Consider the following 24,955-nt stretch of genomic DNA (forward strand, 5'->3'; position numbering starts at 1 on the left):
GGATTATTCGGCGGCGGCAGCGGGCAGCACGCCCCAGCCTGTCATGATGCGGGTCAGCTCCGCCTTCTCCTGCGCGTTCAGCGCCGGCAGGCCCGGCAGGCGCACCGGGCCCATGGGCAGGCCCATCAGCGCCATGGCCTCCTTCACCACCGTCACATTGGCGCCGTTGCCGTACTTGGTGCGCATGTGCTCGAAACCGGCAATGGCGGTGACGCCGGCACGGGCCGTGGCGAAGTCGCCGGCCTCGAGCGCCTGCCAGATGGCGAGCGAGCGATCCGGCACGACATTGACGAGGCCAGAGGTGAAGCCGCGGCCGCCGAGCGCATAGAAGGGCGCGGCCCAACCCTCGGCGAGGCCGCAGATCCAAACCGCCGAGGTGCCGGCGGTGGCGCGCACGCAATCGGCGAAGAGCATGAGGTTGGCGCTCGCGAACTTCACGCCCGCGACATTCGGATGGGTGGCGACGCGCGACAGGTCCGCGACGCCCATGGCGTCCGAGCGGATATAGGCGACGACCGGCACGGTCAGGGCTTCGGCGATGGCGAGGATGTAGTCGGCCTGCGACTGCGGCGCGGCGAAGGGGTCGAGCGGGTGATGCACCATCACCGCGTTGCAGCCGGCGCTCGCTGCCGCGCGGCCTGCCTCGATGGCTTCCTTGAGCGAGCGGCCGATGCCGGCGGTCACCATGGCCTTGCCGGCGGCAGCTTCCGCCGCCACCGCATGGGTGCGGGCGATCTCGGCCGGCGTCATCGGATAGAACTCGCCGGTATTGCCGGCGGCAACGATGTTGTGGATGCCGGCTTCCGCGATGGTGCGGACGATGCGCGCCATGGTCGGCCAGTGCGGGTTGCCGTCGGCGTCATAGGGCGTCGCATGGACACCGGAAATGCCGGTCAGGGTGGCCTTCACATCAATCGCAGTCATAGTCGAGATCCTTCAGGACGTCGCCGAAGACGAGGTGAACGTGCTCCCGGGCGGAGCGGAGGATGTGCCGCTTCATCCGCGTTTCGGCGAGCCGGGGATCGCGGGCGGCCAGCGCCTCGTAGATGTCGCGATGCTCGACGAAGCCCGCCTGACGCTGGCCGGGCTCGGAGAGCAGCGAGAGGCGCTGGGCGGTGTCGTACATGCGCTGGCCGTCCAGCCGGCGCTCGAGATAGTGGCAGCCGGAGGCGGCGTGGATGGCGCCGTGGAAACTCTCGTTGAGCCGCACCAGCTCCTCGAGAGCCCCGTGGGCCGTGGCATGTTCCATCTCGTTCACGAGGCCCGAGAGGTTCGCCAGCTGTTCCATCGAAATGGTCTTGGCGGCGATATGCGCCATCACGCTTTCGAGCGAGGCGCGTCCCAGCGCCATCTCGTAGGCCTGCCGCGCAGAGAACAGCACGTAGACGCCGCGTCGCGCCTCGATGCGCACCAGGCCCTCGCCCTCCAGCATGCGGATGGCATCCTTCACCGGCGTCGTCGAGACGCCGAGCATGTCGGCCAGCTGACGCTCGTTGAGCCGCTCGCCCGTCGGGAAGCGCCCCGCGACGATGGATGCGCGTAGTCGCTCGTGAACGTGCTCGCGCAGGCTGCGGGTGAGGATCGGGTCCACGGGGGGCAGGGCGGTGGCGGTGGTCATGGTCGGGTCCGGCGGCGGCGACGCCGCGGCATGGGGCGCCTTCTCACCACAGAACGCAAGCATCTGCAATCTGAAATTTCAGATTTCAAATTCCAGGTTTGCATGCTAGGACCCGCGGCAAGACCGGCCCCCAGCCGGCCCATGAGGAACCGCATCCGAGGACCAGCCCAATGACCAAGCTCCCGCCCTCTGTCTCCGCCCTGTCCCGCCGCACCCTGCTCGCCGCCGGTGCCGCCGGTCTCGCGGCCCCGTCGCTCGCCCGTGCCCAGGCTGGCTGGCCGGCCCGCCCGGTCACCATCATCGTGCCCTTCGCCGCCGGCGGCACGACGGACCTGCTCGGCCGCATCCTCGCGGACCGGCTCGCCTCGCGCATCGGCGGCAGCTTCATCGTCGAGAACAAGGCGGGGGCTGGCGGCAGTCTTGGCGTCGGATCGGCTGCGCGTTCGACCCCGGACGGCTACACGCTCTGCATGGGCACGGTCTCGACCCACGCCATCAATCCCAGCGTCTACAAGAAGCTGCCCTATGACCACGTGAAGGACTTCGCGCCGCTGTCGCTGGTCGCCTCGGTGCCGAACCTGCTGATGGTCAACGTCAACATGCCGGTGCGCACCGTCCCGGAGCTCATCGCCCTGCTGAAGCGCGAGCCCGGCAAGTACAATTTCGCCTCCTCGGGCGCCGGCACCTCGATCCACATGGCGGGCGAGCTCTTCAAGCTGGAGACCGGCACGGACATCGTCCACGTGCCCTATCGCTCCTCCGGCCAGGTGACCCAGGATCTGCTCGCCGGTCAGGTCAACATGACCTTCGACAACATCACCGTCGCCTGGCCGCATATCCAGGCCGGCAAGATCCGGGCGCTCGCCACTGCGACGCCGGAGCGCCTGCCCTTCGCGCCGGATCTCCCGGCCCTCTCCGAGTTCATTCCCGGCTTCGCCGCAACGTCCTGGCACGGGTTCTTCGCCCCTGTCGCGGTGCCGGCGGAGATCTCGGCCCGCCTCTCCCGCGAGGTGCAGGCCGTCATGCGCGAGCCGGAGACGGTCGAGAAGCTGAAGGCCGTCGGCGTCACCGCCATCGGATCGACGGAAGCCGAGTTTGCTGCCCATATCGCCGCCGAGACCGCCCGCTGGAAGGTGGTCGCGGAAAAGGCCCGCATCACCATCGAATGAGCATCGGACCCGCCACCATGACCACTGCCCTCACCGACGAGAACCGCGCCAAGCTGAAGCGCGTCTCCACCGCGACACTCACCACCGCCCTGTTCAAGCGCGGCTTCCGCAACCAGTTCATCCAGGACGTGAGGCCGCTGAACCCGGCCGCGCCGCGCATGGTCGGCGAGGCCTATACGCTGCGCTACATCCCCGCGCGCGAGGACCTCGACCATCTCGGCGTCTTCGAGGACTGGGAGCATCCCCAGCGCAAGGCGGTCGAGGAATGCCCGCCCGGCCATGTCATGGTCATCGACAGCCGCAAGGATCCGCGTGCCGCCTCGGCCGGCGGCATCCTGATCTCCCGCCTTCACCAGCGCGGCGTCGCCGGCATCGTCACCGATGGCGGCTTCCGCGACAGCCCGGAAATCGCCGCCATGGACTTCGCCGTCTACCACAACCGTCCAAGTGCCCCGACCAACCTCATCCGCCACCACGCCACCGACATCAACGTGCCGATCGGCTGCGGTGACGTCCCGGTCTTCCCCGGCGACATCGTCGTGGGCGATGCCGAGGGCGTGGTCGTGATCCCCGCCCATCTCGCCAACGAGATCGCCGCGGAGACCTATGAGCAGACCGCCTTCGAGGACTTCGTCGAAGAGAAGGTGCGCGAGGGGCGCACCATCTTCGGGCTCTATCCCGCCAACGAGGCGACCAAGGCCGAGTTCAAGGCCTGGCGCCCCGGCTGGAAGCAACGAACCGGCCGGCCCGGGCTCAATGCGCTCCGGCCGCTCCCGCCGCCTGCGGCCGCCGCATCAGCGGGATGAGCAGCAGCATCATCAGGAACAGCGCGGTGAGCGCCAGGAAGACGTCGCCGAGCGCCATGACGAAGGCCTCGCGGCGCACCATGGCCGCCATCTGCTTGATGGCGGCGAGTTCGGCATCCGAGCCCAGCGACTGATATTGCTGGGTGAGGGCCGCCAGGGTCTCCTCGGCCGTGGTTCGCCCCCAGGCGACGGAATCGCGCAGGCGCTGCAGGTGCAGGTCGGTGCGGTTGTTCATCAGCGTGTTGATGAGCGCGAGCCCCACCGCGCCGCCGAGATTGCGCGTGAGGTTGTAGAGGCCGGCGGCATTCTTCATCCGCGCCGGCGGCATGGTGCCCAGCGACAGGTTGTTGATGGGCACCATGCACAGCATCAGCGCCGAGCCGCGCAGCACCTGCGGGATGATGAGCTCGCCGAAGGTCCAGTCCTTGGTGATGAAACTCGCCTGCCAGGTGCCGGCGGCGAAGAGAATGAAGCCGCAGGCCATCATCAGCCGCAGGTCCATGCTTCGCGACAGGCGGCCCACGATCGGCGCCGAGATGAACATGACGATGCCCGTGAGGAACATGGTCTCGCCGATCATCAGCGCCGAGAAGCCGCGCACGCGGCTGAGATAGACCGGGTACAGATAAGTCAGGCCGTAGAGCCCGATGCCGCAGATGAAGGAGGCGAGGCACCCGCTCCAGAAGTTGCGGTTGCCGAAGGCCGTCAGGTCGACGATCGGCACGTCCTGCGTGAAGGCACGCCAGAAGAAGACGACGGCGCCGGTGACGCAGAGCACGGCGCAGAGGAGGACAAGGTGGTCCTGGAACCAGTCCTTGCTCGGCCCTTCCTCCAGCACGAATTCGAGGCAACCGAGGAATATCGCCATGCCCGCGAGGCCGATCCAGTCGAAGCGCTTCAGCAGCGCCGGCTCGGGTCTGTCGAAGTCCACCAGCCGCCAGACCATGAGGCAGACGATGATCCCGGCCGGCACGTTGATGAGGAACAGCCAGTGCCAGGAGAAGAGGTCGGTGAGATAGCCGCCGACCGTCGGGCCGATGGTCGGGGCCAGCGTCGCCACCATGCCGATCATCGGCGAGATCACCGCTCGCTTCGACGGCGGGAACGCGGTGAAGGCCGTGGCAAAGACGGTCGGGATCATCGCCCCGCCGAGGAAGCCCTGCAGCGTCCGCCAGATGATCATCTCGGTGATCGAGCCGGACATCGCGCACATCAGGCTCATCAGCGTGAAACCGGCGCAGGAGGCGGTGAAGATCACCCGCGTCGAGAGCGCCCGCGACAGCAGCCCCGACAGGGGGATCATGATGACTTCGGCGATCAGGTAGGAGGTCTGGACCCAGGAGATTTCGTCGGCGCTGGCCGAGAGACCTGCCTGGATCTCGGCGAGCGAGGCCGAGACGATCTGGATGTCCAGGATCGCCATGAACATGCCGAAGACCATGGCGAGGAAGGCGAAGACCCGCGACAGCGGCACCCTGTCGGCCGGCACGGCGACCGGCGGTTCTGCCGTCATGGTGCCCGCTGCCGCGCTCACGGCGCCGACCTGGCGGTCAGGGCCCGGCCACCGTCAGCGGGCTGGCTGCGAGGGGCGACCGCACCGACCTTGGACGGCGCGGCACCGCCGTCCGTGCGGATGGAGACGACCACCGACATGCCGGGGCGAAGACGCCCCTCCGCCAGTGTCTCCGCGTCGAGGCGGATGCGGACGGGGATTCGCTGGACGATCTTGGTGAAGTTGCCGGTGGCATTTTCCGGGGGCAGCAGCGAGAACTGCGATCCGGAGGCCGGCGAGATGCTGTCGACGCGGCCTGCGAGCACCCTTCCGCCGAACGCATCCACCGCCACCGTCGCGGGCTCGCCGACCGCGATGCGGGCGAGCTGTGTCTCCTTGAGGTTCGCCTCGACATAGGTCGTGCCGGTGTCGACGAGGGCCAGGAGACGCGTGCCGGCCTGCACATACTGCCCGACCTGGACGGCCCGGTTGCCGACGACGCCATCGATGGGGGCGCGGATCTCGGTGAAGGCGAGGTCGCGGCGGGCGCGGTCGAGGGCGGCCTCGAGCTCCACTTTCGTGCGCTGCGCCTCGGCAAGCTGCGCCTTCAGCACCGTCGTTTGCGCCTCGGCACCAAGGATGGCGGCTCTCGCCTGGGCAATCTGGGCCCGGTTGCGCTCCCGATCGGCCTTCGCCGTATCGAGCGCCGCCTGGCTGGTGAACTCCTGGCTGAGCAGACGCTGGGCACGGGCGAGGGCGGCCTCGACGCGGGGTGTGTCAGCCTCGACTGCGGAGAGCTGGGCGCGGGCCTGCTCCACCGTCGCGCCCTGAGCCTCGACCTGCGTCTCGATCCGCTGGATTGTCGCATCCTGCGTGGCGACGCGGGCCGCAGCGGAATCCACTGCCAGCCGGTAGTCGCCGTCATCGATCTTCGCCAGAAGGTCGCCGGCCTTTACCGCGGCGTTGTCGCGGGCCACGACCTGCGTGACATAGCCGGCAATCTTGGCAGCGAGCACCGTCGTGTCGGCCTTCACATAGGCATCATCCGTCGAGACCGTGAAGCGACCGTTCACCCACCAGTCCCAGCCGAACCAGCCACCAGCGGCAACCGCCACCAGCCCGATCACCGCGAGGATCCGTGCGGGGCGGCGACCCTTCGGAACCGGAGCTGCCGCGACCGGTGCTGGCGTGGCGGCGGGAGGCGAACCGGGTGTCTCGGCCATGGCGACCTCCAATGAACTGTACAGTTTAGTTTTATCTTGACTTAGCCCGCAGCCTCGGCGAGGACAAGCGGCCTTCAAGGGCGATCCGGCATGGGAGATGAGCGCAAATGGGAGATCGGCAGGCCGAGGCCGCCGTGGCGACAGCGCCGGATCTGGACAGCGCCAAGCGCCGCCAGATCCTCGACGGAGCGCGCCGGGTCTTCTTCGAACGCGGCTTCGAGGCGGCCAGCATGGATGCCATCACCCGCGCCGCCGGCGTCTCCAAGGCGACGATCTATGCCTATTTCCCCAGCAAGGAGGATCTCATCGTCGCCCTCGTGACGATCGAGAAGCGTGAGCAGGCCGAACGGTTCGCGCTCCCGTCCGACGACCAGCGGCCGCTGGCCGAGGTCCTCACCGAGCTCGGCACCCGCACCATCCTCGCCATGGCCCGGCCCGACGCCGTGCAGCGCCTGCGCCTCGTCGTCGGCCTTGCGCCGCGCATGCCGGAGATCGGCCGCGCCTTCTTCGAGGATGGCCCGCAATTCTCCACCCGCCGGCTCGGCGATTATTTCGAGCGCCTGGTGCGGGAGGGGCGCCTCACCGCCGCCGATCCCTACCGCGCCGCCCGGCAGTTCCTCGATCTCTGCCTCGCCGATACCAGCCGCGCCATCATCTTCGGCATGGACCCGACTGTGACCGCCGACGAGGCGGCAGCCCATGCCCGCATGGCCACCGAGACCTTCCTGCGCGCCTATCCGGCGACAGATCCTGCCTCGCGTGGCTGAGAGGGGAACGGCCGCCGCTCCCGCCGGTTGGTGATGAGGACGGGTCGTTTCGACCCGTCGTCACCGAGGCGAGGAGGATGCCGTGAATCATCCGATCAACCATCCCAAGGAGCCCGGCGGCTGGGGCGAACCGGTCGAGGCGGAGCAGCAGGCGCCCGAGCGCGATCCCATGCCGAAGGACCGCCGGCGCGAGACCGATCCCGCGCCCTTCGCCGATCCCGCCGAAACGCGCGATCGCCGCTGAAGGAGCCGCGCCATACCCACCGACCTGCCGACACCCCCGGCCAAAACCGGCGAGGGGCCGGTCAAGCTGCCCAAACGCCACGTCCAGATCGATCATGACGTGATCCTCCCGGAACCCCGTCCATCGGACGAGCCGGATGCGATCATGCCGGGAGATCGCTAGGCGGATGGCGCCGGTCCGCCGACGCCCGCGCCTGCGATTCCCTGAGCACCATCAAAAAGGGGGAGCCGCCGGCTCCCCCTTGTCGCGTCTGACCGGGCTGCTGCGGCTCAGCGCATTCCGACCTTGGCATTGGTGCCGAGATCCGGACGCCCGCCCGTCGCCGCCGCCACGGCCATCTTCACAGCGCTGACAATGCGCCCCGGGCCCTGCCAGAATTCGGCCTCCGTCGGACGAACCTCGACGAGTTGGATCGCCGGGTCGTCCGGCGTGTCCCAGAAGGCCTGGGCCCCGACCGACCAGAGCTCCTTGATGCGGGCGCGGTCGTTGCTGATGCGCGCTGTCCCCGAGACCGAGACATAGCGCTGACCCTTCGGGTCGGCGAAGGCCAGGCAGACCTTCGGGTCCTCGCGCACTTCGTCGTCCTTGGAACCTTCGGCATCGGTGAGGAAGAAGATCGCATTCTCCTGCCGCTTCACCGACGCGGCCATCGGGCGGGCGCGCAGCATGTCCGCGCCCTGGCGCGACGTAACCAGCATACCGATGCCGATGGTCTCGATGAGGTCGTAGACGGCGTCCGGGGTCCCGGCTTCGTGGCTCATGGCTGTCTCCTGAGGTGATGCCGAGACAAGCGCTGACAACGCCGGCGGTTCCGTCGTCAAAGTCTCTCCACGCAGTTGGAACCAGCTCCCATTGACCGCGTTGACGCAGGTCCGGCGCTATGGGCCGGTGAAGGAGACCCATGCGCGACACGGGGAGGGCCGGCGACGCGGAGCACGATGTCGCCGAACGGCTTCATCAGCGAGAGGCGGAGCTGGCGCGGGTGCAACGGATCGGACAGGTCGGCGGCCTCGAGGTCGACCTGACCGGAGGCCAGTTTCGCAACCGCCGGTCACCCGAATATCTCCAGCTCCATGGCCTGCCCGAGGATGCCACCCATGAGACCCACGAGGCCTGGGTCGCCCGCATCCATGCCGAGGATCGCCAGCGGGTGGTTGAGCATTTCAAGGCCGCGGTGGCCGGCACCGACACGGACTACACCGCCGAATACCGCATCATCCGGCCCTCTGACGGGGCCTTGCGCTGGATCCTCGCCAAGGCGGAGATCGAGCGCGGCCAGAGCGGCGAGCCCCTGCGCCTCGTCGGCGCCCATATCGACGTGACGGCGCGCCGGGTCGCGGAGGAGGAGAAGGAGCTTCTCGCCCGCGAGCTCGCCCACCGCATCAAGAACGTCTTCGCGGTGGTGCAGGGCGTCATCATGCTGTCGGCACGTTCCCAGACCGAGCACCTCGCCTTCGCCCGCGCGGTCAGCGAGCGCATCGCCGCTCTCGCCCAGGCGACGCAATATGTCGCTCCTGGCGGCCTGCAGCGCGGCGAGCGTGTGCCCCTCCTTGGCTTCCTGCGCCAGATGCTCGCGCCCTATGACGACCTTCGCCCAGGCGCCGTGACGCTGGAGGGCGACGAGATCGAGATCGGCCCGCGGGCCGCCACCGCCTTCGCATTGATGGTGCACGAACTCGCCACCAACGCGGTGAAATATGGCGCGCTGGCCGGCAGCGACGGCCGCCTCGCACTGTCCGTCGTGCGCGGGAGCGAGCGCGTCGAGATCACCTGGCGCGAACGGTCGGAGCGCCCCATCGCCAGGCCGGCGCGCCAGGGCTTCGGCACCGAGCTGATCCAGAAGGTGCTGGCGGGCCAGTTCCGCACCGGTCTGGACATCACCTGGCTGCAGGCCGGCCTCGACGCCCGCCTTGCGGTCGCGCCCGAGCATCTGGCGCGCTGATCCCGTTACCCGTCCCGCGCACGGCGCCTCTTCGCGGCGCGCCCATTCCCCGCCACCGCGGGGCGCGCTAGCGTGCGTCCAAATCGATTCAAAAGACGAGGACACGCCCATGCATATCCTGATCATCGGCGCCGCCGGCATGATCGGCCGCAAGCTCACCGAATGCCTGGTGAAGGACGGCGGGCTCGGCGGCCAGCCGGTCACCGAACTGTCGCTGGTCGACGTGGTGGCGCCCGAGGCGCCTGCCGGCTTTTCCGGCAAGGTGACGAGCTGGGCCGTCGACATCTCCTTTCCCAACACCGCCGGCCCCATGGTCGCCGGCCGCCCCGATGTCATCTTCCACCTCGCCGCCATCGTCTCCGGCGAGGCCGAGGTCGATTTCGACAAGGGCTACCGCATCAATCTCGACGGCACCCGCCAGCTCTTCGAGGCGATCCGCCAGGAGGGCGTGAAGGCGCCCTATCACCCGCGCGTCGTCTTCACCTCGTCCATCGCCGTCTATGGCGCGCCCTTCCCCGACGCCATCCACGACGAGTTCTTCCTCACCCCGCTCACCAGCTACGGCACGCAGAAGGCCATCGGCGAACTGCTGCTCGCCGACTATTCGCGCAAGGGCTTCTTCGACGGCATAGGTATCCGCCTGCCGACCATCTGCGTGCGCCCCGGCAAGCCCAACAAGGCGGCCTCCGGCTTCTTCTCCAACATCATCCGCGAGCCGCTGGTCGGCCAGGAGGCGATCCTGCCCGTCGGCGAGGACGTGGTGCACACCCATGCGAGCCCGCGCTCGGCGGTGGGCTTCCTCATCCATGCCGCGACCATGGACACGGCCCAGCTCGGCTGGCGTCGCAGCCTCGCCATGCCCGGCGTCGCCGCTTCCGTCGGCGAGCAGCTCGAGGCGCTGCGCAAGATCGGCGGCGACAAGGCGCTGAAGCTGGTGCGCCGTGAGCCGGACGAGCTCATCATCCGCATCGTTTCCGGCTGGTCGCGCCGCTTCGACGCCAAGCGCGCCGCCTCCCTCGGTTTCAAGGCGGAGACGAGCTTCGAGGAGATCGTCCGCGCCCATGTCGAGGACGAGCTCGGGGGCAAGGTGGCCTGATCCGCCCATGCGCTTCGTCTCGCCGCTCGTCCCCGGCCGCCTGGTCAAGCGCTACAAGCGCTTCCTGGCGGACGTGATCCTCGACAGCGGCGAGGCGATCACCGCCCATTGCGCCAATCCCGGCTCGATGATGGGGCTCCAGGGCGAGGGCAACCGCGTCTGGCTGTCAAAATCCGACAATCCCGCGCGGAAGCTCAGCCATTCCTGGGAACTGGTGGAGGCCGATGTCGGCTTCGGGCCGGAGATGATCGGCATCAACACCGCCCATCCCAACACCCTCGTCGATGAGGCGATCCGCGACGGCACCATTACCGAACTTACCGGCTACCCGGACCTCAAGCGCGAGGTCGCCTATGGCAAGGCGAGCCGCGTCGACATGATGCTGAGCGGGGGGAATCGTCCACCCTGCTATGTCGAGGTGAAGAACGTCCACCTCATGCGCCAGCCCGGCCTTGCCGAGTTTCCGGATTCGGTGACGGCGCGTGGCGCCAAGCACCTCGAGGAGCTCGGCGACATGGTCGCAGCCGGCCACCGGGCGGTGATGGTCTTCCTCATCCAGTATGGCGGCGCGGAGACCTTCGCGCTGGCCCGTGACATCGACCGGGCCTATGGCGAGGCCTTCGACCGGGCGCGTGGCCGCGGCGTCGAGATGCTGGCCTATCGCTGCCACCTGACGCCCGAGGCGATCACCGTCGCCGGGCGCGTTCCCATCGCCGAATGAGCCGCCCCCGTCCGGCCGGGTTGTCGCCCGCCCCCGTCTGCGGCATGAGCGTGGCCAAGGCGCGAGGGCCGCGACCGATGGAGTGAGCGATGAGCGTGAAGCCGGGCTGGCAGGGCCGCTTCTTCGAGGATTTCGAGATCGGCGACGTCTACAAGCACCCGCTCGGGCGCACCGTCACCCAGGCCGACAACATCTGGTTCACGCTGCTGACCCAGAATACCGCCCACCCGCATTTCGACGCGAACTATGCGGCCAATACCGGCTTCGGCAAGCAGCTGGTCAATTCCTGCTTCACCATCGCGCTGGTCACCGGCCAGTCCGTCACCGACATCAGCCAGAACGTCTTCGCCAATCTCGGCTGGGACGAGGTGCGCCTGCCGCACCCGGTCTATGAGGGGGACACGATTTACTCGGAGAGCGAGGTGCTGGAGAAGCGCGATTCCGGCTCGCGGCCGGAGGTCGGCATCCTCACGGTGCGCACCAAGGGCTACACCCAGGCCGGCGACGTGGTGATCACCTTCAAGCGCACGGTGATGGTCTATCGCCGCGGCCAGGGGCCGGGCGGCAAGCACCGGCCCGAGCCGAAGGCGTGAGGGGCAGGGGTCCAGGCCGGTTGCCGCCCATTCGGGCGGAGCGCTGTGGGGGGCCCGGTTCAACTCGCAGTCGATCAGCGTCCTCTTGAGATCTGGTTGACGGCGGAGGCCAGACGGTCGATCTCAGCATCGGTGGTCAGGTAGCTGACCGATGCTCTGACGATGGCCGGCAGTTGCCGGGCCCGCATGTCGAACGGCGTATAGGCCTCGGCGATGGCTCCCACGGTGATCGCGTCTGCAGCAAGCCGGTCACGGACGCTCGCCGGCGTATGGCCCTCCACGGTAAAGCTGACAATCGATGAGCGAACCGGTCCGGCGTCATGCACGGTCACACCGGGAAGCCCGGCCAGCACCGCGCGCAGCGTGGAGGCTTGCCGGTCGATTCTCTCGCGAATTGCCGGAACGCCGAGCTTCAGGGTTGCGCGGATCGCCACACCCAGCGCCAGTTGCAACGCAAACGGATTTTCGCCGGTCTCGAACCGTCGGGCATCGTCCCGCAGGGTTGCGCCATCGGGCCCGTAGGGCGCCGACACGACATCGAGGTAGGGGGGCTCCAGTCGGCTGAGAAACGACTTCCGCACATAGAGCAACGCGGTTCCGCGCGGTCCGCGCAGAGCCTTGCGGCCGGCTCCTTTCAGAACGTCACAGCCAATTGCCTCGACATCAACCGGCAATTGGCCGATCGCCTGACCGGCATCGACGAAGAATGGAATCCCTGCTGCTCGGGTGATCGCGCCGACGGCCGCTGCATCGTTGACCACGCCGTTGGTGGCCGGACACCATGTCAGCGCCACCAGGCGAACCCGCTCGTCGAGCATAGCGCTCAGGGCCTCGACCGAGAATGCCCCCTGCTCATCATTGGGGACGATCTCCACGCTCGCCCCGGCGCGCTCCGCGGCACGGGCCAGGGTGCTGAGGTTGCCACCCCATTCGTGCATGCCGACCAGCACGCGGTCGCCCGCACCGAGGGGGGGCATCGCGGCAAAGGCGAGGCCCCAGCCCTGCGAACCGCTCCCCGTCAGCGCGATTTCCGATGCATCGGCGCCGAGCAGGGTCGCTGCGGCGACGCGCGTCTGCTGGATGTCCGCGGCCACGGCCACGCCGGCTTCGCTGGGGCCTTCAAACGCTTCGCGGTCGAGATGAGCCTTGATGACCGCGAGGGTCTCATGGCTCGGCAGAGTGCAACTGGCATTGTTGAAATGCGTGATCTGCGTGCAGCCGGGAGTGGCGGCCCGCAAGCTATCGACATCGATCATGGCGGATCCCTACGCTGCGGCGGTGACTTGAATCTCGACCAGCATGGCTGGATCGGCGAGTTTTGCCTCGACGCAGGCCCGTGCCGGACGGTGATCGCCGACCCAGCCGACCCACTCCTCGTTCATCGCATCGCGCAGCCTGATGTCCGACACCCAGATCATTGCCGAGACGACCCGGCTGCGTTCGAGACCTCCGAGCCCGAGCAGGCGGTCAATCTCGGCGAGCACCTCGCGTGTTTGCCCCTGAATATCGGCCTGGCGGTTCTTGGGTGTGATGCCTGAAAGGAACAGAAAGCCGTTCGAGCGCACGGCGGCAGAATACAGGGTGGCGGGTTCGAAGCGGGTGATGTCCATGGGGCCTCCTCGGCCTAAGCAGCGGACCGGGATTGAACGCTTTTCCCGAACGCGGCACCTCATTCAAAGTTGACAATCGAGCGATCGATCCCACTCATGTCTGGATCGTCCCTGTCAGAGTCATGCGCCAGCCCCCGCACCTGCCGAACCTCCCCAGCCTGCGCGCCTTCGAAGCGGTGGGGCGCCTCCAGAGTTTTCGGGCGGCGGGACAGGAACTGCTGATCACTCAGAGTGCGGTGAGCCATCACATCCGCAATCTGGAGACAGACCTCGGCGTCCGGCTCTTCGTGCGGGAAGCCCGTGGCATCCGCTTCACGTTGGAAGGCGAGCGCTACTTCCAGTCAGTCACCGAGGCTCTGACTCGGATTGCGCTGGCCACTGAACAGGTCCGAACCACCGTCGCGCGCGGCAAGCGGGTGCTCCGACTGAGCGTACTGCCCTCCTTCGGCCGCTTCTGGTTGGCGCCGCGCCTGCCAACATGGGCGCAGGACCATCCTGACATTGACCTCCGGATCGACCCGAGCCTCGCCCTTTCCGATGTGAGCAAAGGTGAGTGTGACCTCGCAATCCGCTACGGAATTGGGCCATGGCCTGGATGCAATGGCCGCTTGCTCGTCCCTGAGCGCTTATCGCCGATCGTCAGTCAGGCATTCGCAAAGACACTGCCGCCCGCCCCGACTTTGGACGATCTCGCATCGGCGCCGCGCATTCTCAATTCAACGACAAGCGATTGGGAGCGTTGGCGTGAAACATCCGTAACGTCACCCTGGAGAGGCGGGGATAGTCACCTCACGGAATACGGCCTTGTCGTCGATACCGTTCTCGCCGGGCACGGACTTGCCATGGGGCGGCTGTGGTTGCTGTCCGACCTGTTGAGGACAGAAAGGCTCTTGACCCCGCTGGCCGATATCGCTGCCCCATCCAGCTTCGGGTATTGGTTGCTGAAGCCTCTCCGCTCCACCAACCCGGCTGGTGACGTGTTCGAGCGTTGGCTCGTCAGTCAGATTGACTGAATCTGCAATCTTGATCGGAGGGTGCGGAGATCGCCAAGGGCCAAGGCCTCGGGCCCGCCAACCGCAACGAAACGACGGAAACGGCGTTCACGCCTCTGCCGGTAACTGCCGAGCTCTGCTCCCCCGCCTCACGCCTTCTTCAGGAACTCCGTCCTGAGCACCAGGCCCTTCACCTTGTCGACGCTGCACTCGACCTCGTCCGGGTCGTCGGTGAGGCGGATCGCCTTCACCCGCGTGCCGCGCTTCAGCGTGACGGAAGTGCCCCGCACCTTGAGGTCCTTGATCAGCGTGACGCTGTCGCCGTCCTTGAGGACGGCCCCGTTCGAATCCGTGACGTCCATGGCTCAGCCTTCGGTGTCGTGCGGGGGATAGGGGTGGCGGCGGCCGCGCCAGTCCGCGACGTCGCCGTCGCCGAGATAGGCGGGTCCGACGGGGACCTTGCCCTCGCCGCCGGGAATGTCCAGCACATAGGTCGGCTGAGCGAGGCCCGAGAGCCGGCCGCGCAACTGCGCCACCAGCGCCTGCCCCTCGGCCACCGACAGGCGGAAATGGGCGGTGCCCGGCGCCATGTCGGGATGATGCAGGTAGTAGGGCTTCACGCGGTTGGCGACGAAGGCGCGCATCAGGTCGGCCAGCGTCCCGGCATCGTCGTTGACGCCCCGCAGCAGCACCGACTGGCTGACGAGCGCGATGCCGGCATCGGCGAGGAGGCCAAGCGCCCGCTGGGCATCCGCCGTGAACTCGCGGGCATGGTTGGCGTGGACGGCGACATAGACGGCCTTGCCCGGCGCGCGGAGGGCGCGGGCATAATCCGGCGTGATGCGCTCGGGCGCCACGACCGGCACGCGGGTGTGCCAGCGGATCACCTTCACATGCGGGATGGCGGCAATGGCCCGCGTGACCTCGCGGACGCGCCTCGCCGAGAGCACCATCGGGTCGCCGCCGGTGAGGATCACCTCGAAGATGGCCGGCCGGGCCGCGACATAGGCGAGGGCGGCGGACAATTCGGCTGCGTCCAATGCGCCCAGGCCCTCCGGTCCCACCATCTCGCGGCGGAAGCAGAAACGGCAATAGACCGGGCAGGCATGGACGATCTTCAGGAGCACCCGGTCGGGATAGCGATGGACGATGCCCTTCACCGGCGAATGGGCTTCGTCGCCGATCGGGTCGGCGCGCTCCTCCGGCCGGATGTCGAGCTCACGCTCGTCGGGCAGGAACTGCCGCGCGATGGGGTCATCCGCGCCACGACCCGCCATCAGATCGGCCATGGCCGGGCTGACGGCGATCGCATAGCGGGCCCCGACTTTGGTCGCAGCCGCCACCGCCTCCGGCGCGACGAGGCCCGCCGCGGCGAGGTCGGCGCCGCTGCGCAGGGTCGGCGCCCTGTGGCGCGTCAGGGGAGGAGTCCCGGCACTCATGGCCCGCCTCATGGGCGGTCCCGGGGTGAATGGCAAGGGCCGGGGGGTGGAATCCACCCCCTGCCACGCCCGATGTGAACCCCCTTCGCCGTTCACCGCGTTCCCGAAAATCCCGGCGTTTCCGGCCTTGTCTGCCGTGCGGTGGGCTTGCCGGCAAACCGCCTTTGGATTAGGGGGATCGCCTCCGCCGCGGCCCTGTCCCCGGCGCCGACATCATGGCAGTGCACAGGCGCTCGCCGCGCCCTGACGATGACCCGTAGGGGAGGACTTCCTTGGCCGAGACCGGAACCTGGAACAAGGCGCATGGGGCCGACGCGTTCGGCTTTTCGGGGCTGAAGGCCCTGCACTGGAACTATCTGGAGCCGAAGCTGGTCGAGGAATCGATCGCCCGCGGCGAAGCCAAGCTCTCCGCCGGCGGCCCGCTCGTCGCCGAGACCGGCCAGCACACCGGCCGTTCGCCCAAGGACAAGTTCGTCGTCCGCGACGCCACGACGGAAAACACGGTCTGGTGGGACAACAATGGCGCCATCACGCCGGAAGCCTTCGAGCTGCTCAAGGCCGACATGCTTGAGCATGCCAAGGGCCGCGAGCTCTTCGTGCAGGACCTGCATGGCGGCGCCGACCCGGCGACGCGTATCAAGACGCGCGTCTTCACCGAATATGCCTGGCACAACCTCTTCATCCGCAACCTGCTGATCCGTCCGAAGCACGAGGAGCTCGCCTCCTTCGTCCCGGACATGACCATCGTCGACCTGCCCTCGTTCAAGGCCGACCCGAAGAAGTACGGCGTGCGCACCGAGACGGTGATCGCCTGCGACTTCACCCGCAAGATCGTGCTGATCGGCGGCACCTCCTATGCCGGCGAGATGAAGAAGAGCGTCTTCACCATGCTCAACTTCCTCCTGCCGCCGCAGAAGGTCATGCCGATGCACTGCTCGGCCAATGTCGGCCCGAACGGCGACGTCGCCGTGTTCTTCGGCCTCTCCGGCACCGGCAAGACCACGCTGTCGGCGGATGCCTCGCGGACCCTCATCGGTGACGACGAGCATGGCTGGGGCAAGGACGGCATCTTCAATTTCGAGGGCGGCTGCTACGCCAAGGCCATCAAGCTGTCGCGCGAGGCCGAGCCCGAGATCTACGCCACCACCGAGCGCTTCGGCTCGGTGATGGAGAACGTGGTGATCGACCCGGTCACCCGCATTCCGGATTTCGACGACGGCTCGAAGACCGAGAACACCCGCGTCGCCTATCCGCTGCACTTCATCGCCAATGCCTCGGAGACCGGCCGCGCCGGCCATCCGAAGAACATCGTCATGCTGACCGCCGATGCCTTCGGTGTCATGCCGCCCATCGCCAAGCTGACCCCGGCCGAGGCGATGTACCACTTCCTCTCCGGCTTCACGGCGAAGGTCGCCGGCACGGAGAAGGGCGTCACCGAGCCGCAGCCGACCTTCTCGACCTGCTTCGGCGCGCCCTTCATGCCGCGCCACCCGTCGGAATACGGCAACCTGCTGCGCGAGCTGATCGGCAAGCACCATGTCGACTGCTGGCTGGTGAACACCGGCTGGACCGGCGGCAAGCACGGCGTCGGCCGCCGCATGCCGATCTCGATCACCCGCCTGCTGCTGCGCTCGGCCCTCGACGGCTCGCTCAACCGCGCCGACTTCCGCCGCGATCCCTATTTCGGCTTCGCGGTGCCGACCTCGGTGCCGGGCGTGCCGCCGCACATGCTCTATCCGATCAAGACCTGGCGCGACAAAGCCGAGTTCGACGCCACCGCGCGCAAGCTCGTGCAGATGTTCCAGGACAATTTCGCGAAGTTCGAGCCCTATGTGGACGCCGACGTGAAGGCGGCCGCCCCCTCGGTGCAGCTCGCCGCCGAGTAAGCCCTTCGCTCAAGACTCCTATTGGAAAAGCCCGGCCTCGCGCCGGGCTTTTTCGTTGGAGGTGCCCGAAGGCAAGGGCGCCCCCTTTACCTCTCCCCCGGCGGGGAGAGGTCGGCCGCAGGCCGGGAGAGGGGGCCAGGCTTGTCCGGAGAGGTCTCTCCCCCTCTCCCGCCTCGCTGCGCTCGTCGACCTCTCCCCGCCGGGGAGAGGTGAGCCGCACCGCTTCCTCAGCCGCGCGGAGCCGGCGGGGCAGCTGGCGTCGTGGGCGGCGTCTGTCCCGTTCGCTGGCCCTGTCCCCGCCGGTCAGCCTGGCGGATCTGCGCCCAGGAATTCGGCTGCGCCACCATGGCGCGGAGATAGGCCATGTTTTCCTCCGCCTCGGCGGGGGGAAGGTCCTTGCGGGCGATCTCCTCGGCCTCGGCGAAACGGCCCTGAAGGCCCACCACCAGGGCGAGGTTCTGCCGCGCCCGCTTGTCGGCCTGCGGGTGCGAGGCGGCTTGCCGCAGGGTCTGCTCGGCCTGCGGCAACTGGCGCGAGAGCGCGTAGGACAGGCCGAGATTGGTGAGGATGGCAGGTTCGCCCGGGGCGATCTTCAGCGCGTCGTTGTAGAGCGCCTGGGCCTCCTGCGGCCGCCCCATCTGGTCGTAGATGGTGCCCTGGACGTTGTAGATGCGCCAGTCCGGCTGGTCCGGGCGATGGGCGCGCTGCAGCACCTGCAGGGCCTGGTCGTAGCGGCCGGCATCGGCAAGCGCCCGGCCGAATTCGCCGAGCAGCGCCATGTTGCGGCCGTCGCGGATGGCGACGCGCTCCAGCACGGCCACCGCCTGCACGGCCTGGCCGGTGGCGCGCAGCGCCCGGCTGTAGCGCATGGCATTGGCGGTGTCGCCGGGGTTCGTGCGGTAGCGCTCGGCGAGGCTTTCGAGCTGGGCGCGGGCGGCCTGTTCGGTCATCGGCGCCGAGCCGACGGAGCCGGTGATGTCGCCGCCGCGGCCGGCGGTGAGCGAGCAGCCGCCGCAGAGCAGCGCGGCCGAGGCGAGGAGGGCGGCGAGGCGAAGACGAGGGGCGGCGGACATGACGAACTCCACGGGAAGTCCCGAAGTCGTCCGGTCATAATCCGTTAACGTTAACGAGCCGCTAAGATGGCCTCAGCGGCGCCGGCCCTGGGCCGCCGGAGCGATCCAGCGCAGCGCCTGCTCGGCCGCCCGTTCGCCCGAGGCGAAGGCACCGCCGACCGTGCCCCACAGCCCCTCGTCGGTCGCCTCGCCAGCGATCAGCAGCCGCTGGCCCACGGGCTCCGCGAGGCGCAGCCGCTGCGGCGTGGCGCCAGGTCCTGCGACCGACCAGGCGCCGCGGATGAAGGGATCGGTGGACCAGGAGGTGACGTGGATCTCGCCGAGCGCCCGGCGCGCCTGCGGCCCGAATTCGTTGCCGACGAACTCCGCCGCGAAGGCCTTCATGGCTGTCTCGCCGGCTGCCGCCAGGTCACGGGCGAAGCGCCCGCCGATGTCGAGATACCACCAGTCGGAGCCGCCGATCCGCGCCAGCGGCTTGGCCGTCGCGGTTGTGTCGGCCTTCACCACCAGAGGCTCGTCCGGCTTGGCGTCCAGCGGATTGCCGGCCAGCCGCACGATCAGATGCTCGTAGGTGCCGCAGGTCAGGGCCGCCACCGCATCCGCCTGGCGCTTCGGCAGGGCCGGGGTGAAGCGGATCGTCCCCGACGCCAGCACCGCAGTCGAGACCGTGACGATGACGGCACGCGCGCGCAGCGCCCCGGCGGGCGTCTCCACCGTGACTCCGCGGCCGGACCAGTCGACCTTCGTCACCGGCGTCGACAGGCGAATGGGCAGTCCCTCCGCCAGCTTGGCGAGGATCGCCCCATAGCCCTGGCGGCAGAACAGATCGCGCGTCTCGATGGCGTTGTAGAAGTCGACGCAGGAGATCTCCGATGTCTCCTTGCCGGAATCCCAGGCGCCCTTGAGGAAATCGATCGTCGCCGCCCAGTCCCTGAGATTGGTCGGCATGGCGGCCGAAAGCGGAATCTCCCGCCCGGCCTCGCCTGCCTCGATGATCGCCCGCTGCGCCCGGACCAGGGCAGCGGCGAACGTCTCCCACTCGCCCTCGCGCGGGGACCGGCCCTTGATCATCAGGCGGGGACGGTCGGGATCGTCGTAGAGCGTGAACCCTGCGGCCCGCGCCAGCGGCACGACGGGATTGTCGGCTGGAGCGTGGATCCAGTGCGCGCCGAGGTCCATCGGCATGCCGAAATTGACCGTGTCGACGATGCAGCGACCGCCCGCCTGCGCCTTGGCTTCCAGCACGATCACCGATCGGCCGGCGGCGGTGAGGCGGCGGGCCGCGGCGATGCCGGCGGCGCCCGCACCGATGACGATCACGTCGACCTCGCTCGCCGGCTGGCGCGCGGTCTGGGCCAGCGCGGGGGCCGCAGGAAGGGTGGCTGAGGCGGCGAGCAGGCGGCGCCGGGTCATCAACGGTCCGTTCATCGTGCTTGGCGAATCCCGATCATTGGCACGGGCTATAGCACGCATTCGGCGGCTTCATGGCGGCGCGGATGCCGCGACGTGAACGCCTTGTCAACACGCGGCGACCCACACTTGCACCTCAAGACACGAACGTCCCTGGGGAGGGACCACCATGGGAGACCGCATTCTCGATGCTTTAGGCCGGCGGCTCGCCGGCATTCTCGGAAAGCGCTCGCCCGGCTACGAGCCGACGACGCCGAGCGACCCCAACGCGCTCGCCTCGACGCTCAGGCCCGGCGACATCCTGCTGGTGGAGGGCGACACGCGCATCTCCGCCGTCATCAAGTACCTGACCCAGTCCACCTGGTCGCATGCCGCCATGTATGTGGGGCCGATCGCCGGCCGCACGGAGCCCAATGGCGAGCCGCATGTGCTGGTGGAGGCCTATCTCGGTGAGGGCGTGATTTCGGCGCCGCTGTCGAAGTATCGCGATTTCCACACCCGCATCTGCCGGCCGGTCGGCCTGACCGAAGAGGACCAGTGCCGGGCCTGCGGCTTCATGATCGAGCGCATTGGCCTCGACTACGACCTGAAGAACATCCTCGACATGCTGCGTTTCCTCATCCCCATGCCTGTGCCGGTGCGCTGGCGTCGGCGGATGATCGCCTTCGGCTCGGGCGACCCGACGCGTGCCATCTGCTCGACGCTGATCGCCCAGGCCTTCGAACAGGTGCGCTATCCGATCCTGCCGAAGGTCGAGCGTTGCGCCCGTGACGGCGAACAGCGGGTGCGCGGCAAGGCGGCGCGGCGGGAGATCCTGCACATCCGCCACCACTCCCTCTACGCGCCGCGGGATTTCGACATTTCCCCCTACTTCGCCATCGTCAAGCCGACCATCCAGCGCGGCTTCAACTACAAGAAGCTGCAGTGGGGAGACCGCCAGCAGGCCTCCCCGCCCACCGCACCGTCGCTGGAGAGCGTGGCCTGAGGCTTGGCCTCACAGCAGGCCATGCTTGGCGAAGGCCTCCGCCAGCGACATGCCGGCCTCGAGATCGGCGCGCATGCGCCGCTCGCCGGTGATCTTGCCCATGGCGGTGGAGAGCACGGCCAGGGCTGCCGCGCGCGGCACCACCACGACGCCGTCGACATCGCCGACGATGATGTCGCCGGGGGCGATGGCGACCTCGCCGATGCGGATCGGCGTATCCTTCTCCACCATCATGCCGCGATATTGCGTGTCGGCGGGTGACAGGGCGCCGGTGAAGACCGGAAAGCCCATGGCGCGGATGGCGACGACGTCGCGTGCGGCGCCATCGGTGAGGAAGCCGGCGGCTTCGAGATAGCGGGCGCGGGTCGAGAGCAGTTCGCCCCAGGGGCCGATGGCGGTGTTGGCGCCGGTCGCCATGACGCAGACCTCGCCGGGCTTCAGGTCGTCGACGAGGGCGATCTCAAGGTCGTAGATGTTCGCGATGCGCTCGTGGATGACCTTGTAGCTGCCCGTTCGCGCCGGGCCGAACAGCACGGTCCCGTCATCGACAGGGCGGATAGAGGCGGGAAGGATCTGGCGGTGGTAGCCGTGCTCGTCCAGTGCGTCGCAAACCGGCGCCGAGGCGATGAGCGGTCGCGCCGCGGCGATGATGTCGTCGAAGCTGTCGGTCATGGGCGTCCTCCTGATGTTTTGCCGTCAGGATAGGCGCCCGCGTGGCCCTGTCACCCCGCCTTCTTCGCAAGGAAGTTCTTCACGCCTTCCATGAAGGCCGGCTTGACGATCAGGCCGACCTGCGTCTCCCGCTCGGCGTCGAGCTGGGTGGCAAGGTCGTTCGTCTCGGCCTTGTCCATCAGCCGGCGGATTTCGAAGAACGCCTCCGCCGAACCACGGCCGAGACGGGTGGCGAGGGCCCGCGCCGTCGGCATGCACTGCTCGTCGTCGACACAGGTCCAGACGAGGCCCCAGTCGGCCGCGGTTTGCGCCGGCAGCTTGTCGCCGAGCAGGGCCAGGGCCCGGGCGCGGGCGCGGCCGATGGCGCGCGGCAGGAACCATGTCACGCCGAGATCCGGCACGAGGCCGAGCTGCGGTCCGAAGGTCAGCACGAAGGAGGCCGATCGGGCCGCGACCGCGATGTCGCAGACAAGAGCCAGTCCGACGCCGGCGCCCGCCGCGACGCCGTTGATGGCCGCGACCGTCGGCTTCGGGAAATCATCGATGGCGAGGATGAGCGGATTGAACAGGTCGCGCATGGAGGCGTTGACGCCCTCGCCGGTCGGGGCGAGCCCGCCCGCGAGATCGGCCCCGGCGCAGAAGCCGCGACCATTGCCGGTGATCACCAATGCCTTCACGGCCGGATCGACCCGCGCCGCGGCGATGGACGTCAGCGCCCCGTTCACCAGCGCGTCGTTGAAGGCGTTCAGCCGCTCGGGCCGGTTCAGCGTGAGGGTGGCGATGCCCTCGGAGACCTCATAGGTGATGGCCATCGGTCAGGTCCTTTCTGCCACCAGCCCGGAGGCGAGGGCGGCGTCGATCTCGGCGGCGGACAGGCCGGCCTCTGTGAGGATGGCGCGGCTCTCCGCGCCTGGTCCGCGCGCGTGGGGTGCGACCTCGGTCGCCGTGACGGAGAAGCGCGGCGCCGGCTTCGGCACCGGGCCGGTCGGCGTCGCGACGAAGGTGCCGCGGGCGATGTTGTGCGGATGGGTCGCAGCCTCGCGCGGATCGAGGACGGGCGCGTAGCAGATCTCCCGGCCGTCGAGCAGGGCGGACCATTCGTCGCGCGTCTTGGAGCGGAACGTGTCGGCGATGGCGCGGCGCAGGTCCGGCCACATGGCCTTGTCCCATTGCTTGGCAAAACGCGGGTCGGTCAGCCCGAGGCCCTTCAGCAATTCGGCATAGAACTGCGGCTCCAGAGAGCCGATCGAGACATATTTGCCGTCGGCGGTGTCATAGACGCCGTAGAAGGGCGCGCCACCGTCGAGCATGTTGGCCTCGCGCGCCACCTTCCAGGTGCCGGCATTGATCATCCCGAAGATCATCGTGCCGAGGACGGCAGCTCCGTCCACCATGGCAGCATCGACCACCTGGCCCTTGCCGGTCGCCTTGGCGCTGTAGAGCGCTGCGACGATACCGAGCGCCAGCATCATGCCGCCGCCGCCGAAATCAGCGGCGAGGTTCAAGGGCGGTACGGGCGGGCGGTCGGCGGGCCCCAGCGGCCAGAGCATGCCGGAGAGCGCGAGATAGTTGATGTCGTGGCCCGGAGCGGGGCCATAGGGCCCCTCCTGGCCCCAGCCGGTCATGCGGCCATAGACAAGCCGCGGATTGGCCGTCAGGCACACGTCCGGCCCGAGGCCGAGGCGTTCCATGACGCCCGGCCGGAAGCCTTCCACCAGCGCATCGGCGCGGGCGATGATCTTCAGCACGAGATCGGCGGCGCCCGGCGCCTTGAGGTTCACGGCGATGGAACGGCGGCCGCGGCCGAGCGCGTCACCGGCGTTCCAGGCCGCCTTGCCGGCACGGTCGATGCGGATGATGTCGGCACCGAGATCGGCCAGCATCATGGCGCAGAAGGGTCCGGGTCCAAGACCCTGGAATTCCACGATGGTCACGCCGGCAAGCGGCCCCGTCCTCGTCACGTTGTCCTCCCGACCGGTCTGCCGCCGTCCTGTTCTATCGGGAACGCTAAAGGCGGCCTCCTCGCAGTCAAGGCGAGGCCGACCGGCCGTCTGGCCGATGCCGAAGGGCGGAGAGCCGCAGGGTCAGCGCGTACTTCGGCGTTGCATTTTGTGGCCGAGCGGCCATCTATGCGGCGACGATTGATAACGACCGTGCGCGGCGAGCATCCGCCGCGCCAGGGAGATCCACATGAGCGGCAATGGCGGCGCCAAGTTCGGCGCATCTTTCGGCGGATCCTTCGGGGGCGGCTTCGGCGGCGCGCCCCAGCCCCCGGCTGCGGCCCCCGCTCCCGCTGCGGCTCCGGCCGGCGACCTCATCAAGGACACCACGACCCGCGACTTCGTGAAGGACGTGCTGGAGGAATCGAAGAAGCAGCCGGTTCTCGTCGATTTCTGGGCCACCTGGTGTGGCCCCTGCAAGCAGCTCACCCCCGTTCTCGAGAAGGTCGTCCAGTCCTTCAAGGGCAAGGTGAAGCTGGTGAAGATGGACATCGACAAGCACCCGGAGATCGCCGGGCAGCTCGGCATCCAGTCGATCCCGGCGGTGATTGCCTTCGACAAGGGCCAGGGCATCGACGGTTTCATGGGCGCCCTGCCCGAAGGCCAGGTGAAGGCCTTCATCGAGAAGCTGGTGGGCGGCAAGGTGAGCCCCGACCTCGCCGAGGCGTTGGCCGCTGCCGATGCGGCCCTCGTCGAGGGCAATGCCGCCGGCGCGGCGCAGGTCTATGCCCAGGTCCTCGGCGTCGAGCCGGACAATCTCCATGCGCTGGCGGGCCTTGCCCGCTGTGCCATCGAGACCGGCGACCTCGAGCAGGCCAGGGCCATCCTCGCCGAGGTGCCGGCCGACAAGGCGAATGACAAGGCGGTGGCGGCGGCCCGCGCAGCGCTGGAACTCGCCGAGCAGGCGGCCGATCTCGGTCCCATCCACGAGTTCGAGCATCGCCTCGCCCAGGACCCGGCCGACCACCAGGCCCGCTTCGACCTCGCCGTGGCGCTCAATGCCAAGGGCAAGCGCGAGGAGGCGACCGACCACCTGCTCGAAATCTTTCGCCGCGACCGGACCTGGAACGAGGATGGCGCGCGCAAGCAGCTGGTGCAGTTCTTCGAGGCCTGGGGCCCGATGGACGAGGCCACCATTGCCGGCCGCCGCAAGCTCTCCTCGCTGCTCTTCCGCTGACGAGCGCATCCCGGGAACGACAAAGGGCCGGCTCCGAGCC

At 68.6% G+C, this 24,955-nt stretch carries 25 protein-coding genes and 1 pseudogene; 12 read left to right on the top strand and 14 right to left on the bottom strand.

Going from position 1 to position 24,955, the window contains the following annotated elements; translation table 11 throughout:
* Positions 1–3 precede the first annotated feature (3 nt).
* Together C8P69_RS18725 and C8P69_RS18730 are read right to left on the bottom strand one after the other, a co-directional pair.
* The gene (locus tag C8P69_RS18725; RefSeq protein ID WP_108178964.1) at positions 4–924 is read right to left on the bottom strand and encodes a dihydrodipicolinate synthase family protein; all 921 of its coding nucleotides are present in this window, start codon (positions 922–924) and stop codon (positions 4–6) included.
* Positions 911–1,618 carry a GntR family transcriptional regulator gene (locus C8P69_RS18730; protein WP_108179023.1) on the bottom strand — a complete coding sequence of 236 codons (708 nt, stop codon included), beginning with the start codon at positions 1,616–1,618 and terminating at the stop codon, positions 911–913. Before C8P69_RS18730 ends, C8P69_RS18725 begins: the two co-directional genes overlap by 14 nt.
* Before the next feature lie 170 nt (positions 1,619–1,788).
* Between C8P69_RS18730 and C8P69_RS18735 the strand changes: the two genes are divergently transcribed.
* Together C8P69_RS18735 and C8P69_RS18740 are read left to right on the top strand one after the other, a co-directional pair.
* On the top strand, positions 1,789–2,787 hold the full coding sequence (locus C8P69_RS18735; RefSeq protein ID WP_108178965.1) for a Bug family tripartite tricarboxylate transporter substrate binding protein: 999 nt from the start codon (positions 1,789–1,791) through the stop codon (positions 2,785–2,787).
* Positions 2,788–2,804: 17 nt separating this feature from the next.
* Entirely contained in the window at positions 2,805–3,593 is a 789-nt protein-coding gene (locus C8P69_RS18740) for a ribonuclease activity regulator RraA (protein WP_108179024.1), read from the top strand.
* Here C8P69_RS18740 and C8P69_RS18745 read toward each other — a convergent pair.
* Both C8P69_RS18745 and C8P69_RS18750 read right to left on the bottom strand, forming a co-directional pair.
* Positions 3,541–5,106: a DHA2 family efflux MFS transporter permease subunit gene (locus tag C8P69_RS18745; protein ID WP_108178966.1), complete on the bottom strand. Its 1,566-nt coding sequence runs from the start codon at positions 5,104–5,106 to the stop codon at positions 3,541–3,543. The genes C8P69_RS18740 and C8P69_RS18745 overlap by 53 nt on opposite strands.
* Before the next feature lie 17 nt (positions 5,107–5,123).
* Positions 5,124–6,308 (bottom strand): HlyD family secretion protein, encoded by a 1,185-nt coding sequence (locus tag C8P69_RS18750; RefSeq protein ID WP_108178967.1) that lies wholly within the window; start codon positions 6,306–6,308, stop codon positions 5,124–5,126.
* A 107-nt stretch (positions 6,309–6,415) separates the two neighbouring features.
* Here C8P69_RS18750 and C8P69_RS18755 point away from each other — a divergent pair, with 107 nt between their 5' ends.
* Positions 6,416–7,075: a TetR/AcrR family transcriptional regulator gene (locus tag C8P69_RS18755; protein ID WP_108178968.1), complete on the top strand. Its 660-nt coding sequence runs from the start codon at positions 6,416–6,418 to the stop codon at positions 7,073–7,075.
* Positions 7,076–7,157: 82 nt separating this feature from the next.
* Complete coding sequence (locus C8P69_RS23945) at positions 7,158–7,319, top strand: hypothetical protein (RefSeq protein ID WP_170118301.1); 162 nt, start codon at positions 7,158–7,160, stop codon at positions 7,317–7,319.
* A 269-nt stretch (positions 7,320–7,588) separates the two neighbouring features.
* Here C8P69_RS23945 and C8P69_RS18760 read toward each other — a convergent pair whose 3' ends face one another.
* Complete coding sequence (locus C8P69_RS18760) at positions 7,589–8,080, bottom strand: pyridoxamine 5'-phosphate oxidase family protein (protein ID WP_108178969.1); 492 nt, start codon at positions 8,078–8,080, stop codon at positions 7,589–7,591.
* 140 nt (positions 8,081–8,220) lie between these two features.
* On the opposite strand from C8P69_RS18760, the gene C8P69_RS24585 reads away from it, so the two are divergent.
* The 4 genes from C8P69_RS24585 to C8P69_RS18780 all read left to right on the top strand — a co-directional run bounded on the left by C8P69_RS24585 (position 8,221) and on the right by C8P69_RS18780 (position 11,671).
* The gene (locus C8P69_RS24585) at positions 8,221–9,261 is read left to right on the top strand and encodes a PAS domain-containing protein (protein ID WP_170118302.1); all 1,041 of its coding nucleotides are present in this window, start codon (positions 8,221–8,223) and stop codon (positions 9,259–9,261) included.
* Between the two features lie 109 nt (positions 9,262–9,370).
* Positions 9,371–10,357, top strand: a complete 987-nt coding sequence (denD, locus tag C8P69_RS18770; RefSeq protein WP_108178970.1) for a D-erythronate dehydrogenase — start codon at positions 9,371–9,373, stop codon at positions 10,355–10,357.
* A gap of 7 nt (positions 10,358–10,364) precedes the next feature.
* On the top strand, positions 10,365–11,078 hold the full coding sequence (sfsA, locus tag C8P69_RS18775) for a DNA/RNA nuclease SfsA (protein ID WP_108178971.1): 714 nt from the start codon (positions 10,365–10,367) through the stop codon (positions 11,076–11,078).
* 89 nt (positions 11,079–11,167) lie between these two features.
* A complete protein-coding gene (locus tag C8P69_RS18780; protein WP_108178972.1) occupies positions 11,168–11,671 on the top strand; it encodes a MaoC family dehydratase in 504 nt (167 codons plus the stop codon).
* Positions 11,672–11,745: 74 nt separating this feature from the next.
* On the opposite strand, the gene C8P69_RS18785 is transcribed toward C8P69_RS18780, so the two are convergent.
* Both C8P69_RS18785 and C8P69_RS18790 read right to left on the bottom strand, forming a co-directional pair.
* Positions 11,746–12,927 carry an aminotransferase class V-fold PLP-dependent enzyme gene (locus C8P69_RS18785; protein ID WP_108178973.1) on the bottom strand — a complete coding sequence of 394 codons (1,182 nt, stop codon included), beginning with the start codon at positions 12,925–12,927 and terminating at the stop codon, positions 11,746–11,748.
* 9 nt (positions 12,928–12,936) lie between these two features.
* On the bottom strand, positions 12,937–13,281 hold the full coding sequence (locus tag C8P69_RS18790; protein WP_108178974.1) for a RidA family protein: 345 nt from the start codon (positions 13,279–13,281) through the stop codon (positions 12,937–12,939).
* A 32-nt stretch (positions 13,282–13,313) separates the two neighbouring features.
* Here C8P69_RS18790 and C8P69_RS18795 point away from each other — a divergent pair, with 32 nt between their 5' ends.
* A complete protein-coding gene (locus C8P69_RS18795) occupies positions 13,314–14,294 on the top strand; it encodes a LysR substrate-binding domain-containing protein (RefSeq protein ID WP_146167379.1) in 981 nt (326 codons plus the stop codon).
* A 128-nt stretch (positions 14,295–14,422) separates the two neighbouring features.
* Here the strand turns inward: C8P69_RS18795 and C8P69_RS18800 are convergent, their stop codons facing one another.
* Together C8P69_RS18800 and C8P69_RS18805 are read right to left on the bottom strand one after the other, a co-directional pair.
* Complete coding sequence (locus tag C8P69_RS18800) at positions 14,423–14,635, bottom strand: alkylphosphonate utilization protein (protein WP_108178976.1); 213 nt, start codon at positions 14,633–14,635, stop codon at positions 14,423–14,425.
* 3 nt (positions 14,636–14,638) lie between these two features.
* Positions 14,639–15,691 (bottom strand): lysine-2,3-aminomutase-like protein, encoded by a 1,053-nt coding sequence (locus C8P69_RS18805; RefSeq protein WP_108179025.1) that lies wholly within the window; start codon positions 15,689–15,691, stop codon positions 14,639–14,641.
* Positions 15,692–15,984: 293 nt separating this feature from the next.
* Between C8P69_RS18805 and C8P69_RS18810 the strand changes: the two genes are divergently transcribed.
* The gene (locus C8P69_RS18810) at positions 15,985–17,598 is read left to right on the top strand and encodes a phosphoenolpyruvate carboxykinase (protein WP_108178977.1); all 1,614 of its coding nucleotides are present in this window, start codon (positions 15,985–15,987) and stop codon (positions 17,596–17,598) included.
* A 227-nt stretch (positions 17,599–17,825) separates the two neighbouring features.
* On the opposite strand, the gene C8P69_RS18815 is transcribed toward C8P69_RS18810, so the two are convergent.
* The gene (locus tag C8P69_RS18815; RefSeq protein WP_108178978.1) at positions 17,826–18,671 is read right to left on the bottom strand and encodes a tetratricopeptide repeat protein; all 846 of its coding nucleotides are present in this window, start codon (positions 18,669–18,671) and stop codon (positions 17,826–17,828) included.
* Between the two features lie 72 nt (positions 18,672–18,743).
* Positions 18,744–20,084 (bottom strand): flavin monoamine oxidase family protein, encoded by a 1,341-nt coding sequence (locus tag C8P69_RS18820; RefSeq protein ID WP_170118304.1) that lies wholly within the window; start codon positions 20,082–20,084, stop codon positions 18,744–18,746.
* A 166-nt stretch (positions 20,085–20,250) separates the two neighbouring features.
* Here C8P69_RS18820 and C8P69_RS18825 point away from each other — a divergent pair.
* A pseudogene (locus C8P69_RS18825) lies at positions 20,251–21,024 on the top strand (lipo-like protein); the annotation flags it as partial.
* Between the two features lie 51 nt (positions 21,025–21,075).
* On the opposite strand, the gene C8P69_RS18830 reads toward C8P69_RS18825, so the two are convergent.
* From C8P69_RS18830 to C8P69_RS18840, 3 genes are read right to left on the bottom strand one after another with little or no spacing between them, the layout of a single operon-like run.
* Positions 21,076–21,738: an RraA family protein gene (locus C8P69_RS18830; protein ID WP_108178981.1), complete on the bottom strand. Its 663-nt coding sequence runs from the start codon at positions 21,736–21,738 to the stop codon at positions 21,076–21,078.
* A gap of 50 nt (positions 21,739–21,788) precedes the next feature.
* A complete protein-coding gene (locus C8P69_RS18835; protein WP_108178982.1) occupies positions 21,789–22,550 on the bottom strand; it encodes an enoyl-CoA hydratase-related protein in 762 nt (253 codons plus the stop codon).
* 3 nt (positions 22,551–22,553) lie between these two features.
* The gene (locus C8P69_RS18840; protein WP_108178983.1) at positions 22,554–23,699 is read right to left on the bottom strand and encodes a CaiB/BaiF CoA transferase family protein; all 1,146 of its coding nucleotides are present in this window, start codon (positions 23,697–23,699) and stop codon (positions 22,554–22,556) included.
* A gap of 229 nt (positions 23,700–23,928) precedes the next feature.
* Between C8P69_RS18840 and trxA the strand changes: the two genes are divergently transcribed.
* Positions 23,929–24,915 carry a thioredoxin gene (gene trxA / locus C8P69_RS18845; protein ID WP_108178984.1) on the top strand — a complete coding sequence of 329 codons (987 nt, stop codon included), beginning with the start codon at positions 23,929–23,931 and terminating at the stop codon, positions 24,913–24,915.
* Positions 24,916–24,955 lie beyond the last annotated feature (40 nt).

The organism is Phreatobacter oligotrophus (assembly GCF_003046185.1).
Taxonomy (GTDB): Bacteria; Pseudomonadota; Alphaproteobacteria; order Rhizobiales; family Phreatobacteraceae; genus Phreatobacter; species Phreatobacter oligotrophus.

What these genes read in the sequence shown, in the direction of transcription:
- C8P69_RS18740 (WP_108179024.1), top strand. Translation starts at nt 2,805, where the DNA reads ATGACCACTGCCCTCACCGACGAGAACCGCGCCAAGCTGAAGCGCGTC.
- C8P69_RS18820 (WP_170118304.1), bottom strand. Translation starts at nt 20,084, where the DNA reads ATGACCCGGCGCCGCCTGCTCGCCGCCTCAGCCACCCTTCCTGCGGCC.
- C8P69_RS18780 (WP_108178972.1), top strand. Translation starts at nt 11,168, where the DNA reads ATGAGCGTGAAGCCGGGCTGGCAGGGCCGCTTCTTCGAGGATTTCGAG.
- C8P69_RS18760 (WP_108178969.1), bottom strand. Translation starts at nt 8,080, where the DNA reads ATGAGCCACGAAGCCGGGACCCCGGACGCCGTCTACGACCTCATCGAG.
- C8P69_RS18835 (WP_108178982.1), bottom strand. Translation starts at nt 22,550, where the DNA reads ATGGCCATCACCTATGAGGTCTCCGAGGGCATCGCCACCCTCACGCTG.
- denD (WP_108178970.1), top strand. Translation starts at nt 9,371, where the DNA reads ATGCATATCCTGATCATCGGCGCCGCCGGCATGATCGGCCGCAAGCTC.
- C8P69_RS18800 (WP_108178976.1), bottom strand. Translation starts at nt 14,635, where the DNA reads ATGGACGTCACGGATTCGAACGGGGCCGTCCTCAAGGACGGCGACAGC.
- C8P69_RS18745 (WP_108178966.1), bottom strand. Translation starts at nt 5,106, where the DNA reads ATGACGGCAGAACCGCCGGTCGCCGTGCCGGCCGACAGGGTGCCGCTG.
- C8P69_RS18725 (WP_108178964.1), bottom strand. Translation starts at nt 924, where the DNA reads ATGACTGCGATTGATGTGAAGGCCACCCTGACCGGCATTTCCGGTGTC.
- trxA (WP_108178984.1), top strand. Translation starts at nt 23,929, where the DNA reads ATGAGCGGCAATGGCGGCGCCAAGTTCGGCGCATCTTTCGGCGGATCC.
- C8P69_RS18750 (WP_108178967.1), bottom strand. Translation starts at nt 6,308, where the DNA reads ATGGCCGAGACACCCGGTTCGCCTCCCGCCGCCACGCCAGCACCGGTC.
- sfsA (WP_108178971.1), top strand. Translation starts at nt 10,365, where the DNA reads ATGCGCTTCGTCTCGCCGCTCGTCCCCGGCCGCCTGGTCAAGCGCTAC.
- C8P69_RS24585 (WP_170118302.1), top strand. Translation starts at nt 8,221, where the DNA reads ATGCGCGACACGGGGAGGGCCGGCGACGCGGAGCACGATGTCGCCGAA.
- C8P69_RS18785 (WP_108178973.1), bottom strand. Translation starts at nt 12,927, where the DNA reads ATGATCGATGTCGATAGCTTGCGGGCCGCCACTCCCGGCTGCACGCAG.
- C8P69_RS18735 (WP_108178965.1), top strand. Translation starts at nt 1,789, where the DNA reads ATGACCAAGCTCCCGCCCTCTGTCTCCGCCCTGTCCCGCCGCACCCTG.
- C8P69_RS18830 (WP_108178981.1), bottom strand. Translation starts at nt 21,738, where the DNA reads ATGACCGACAGCTTCGACGACATCATCGCCGCGGCGCGACCGCTCATC.
- C8P69_RS18755 (WP_108178968.1), top strand. Translation starts at nt 6,416, where the DNA reads ATGGGAGATCGGCAGGCCGAGGCCGCCGTGGCGACAGCGCCGGATCTG.
- C8P69_RS18815 (WP_108178978.1), bottom strand. Translation starts at nt 18,671, where the DNA reads ATGTCCGCCGCCCCTCGTCTTCGCCTCGCCGCCCTCCTCGCCTCGGCC.
- C8P69_RS18730 (WP_108179023.1), bottom strand. Translation starts at nt 1,618, where the DNA reads ATGACCACCGCCACCGCCCTGCCCCCCGTGGACCCGATCCTCACCCGC.
- C8P69_RS18790 (WP_108178974.1), bottom strand. Translation starts at nt 13,281, where the DNA reads ATGGACATCACCCGCTTCGAACCCGCCACCCTGTATTCTGCCGCCGTG.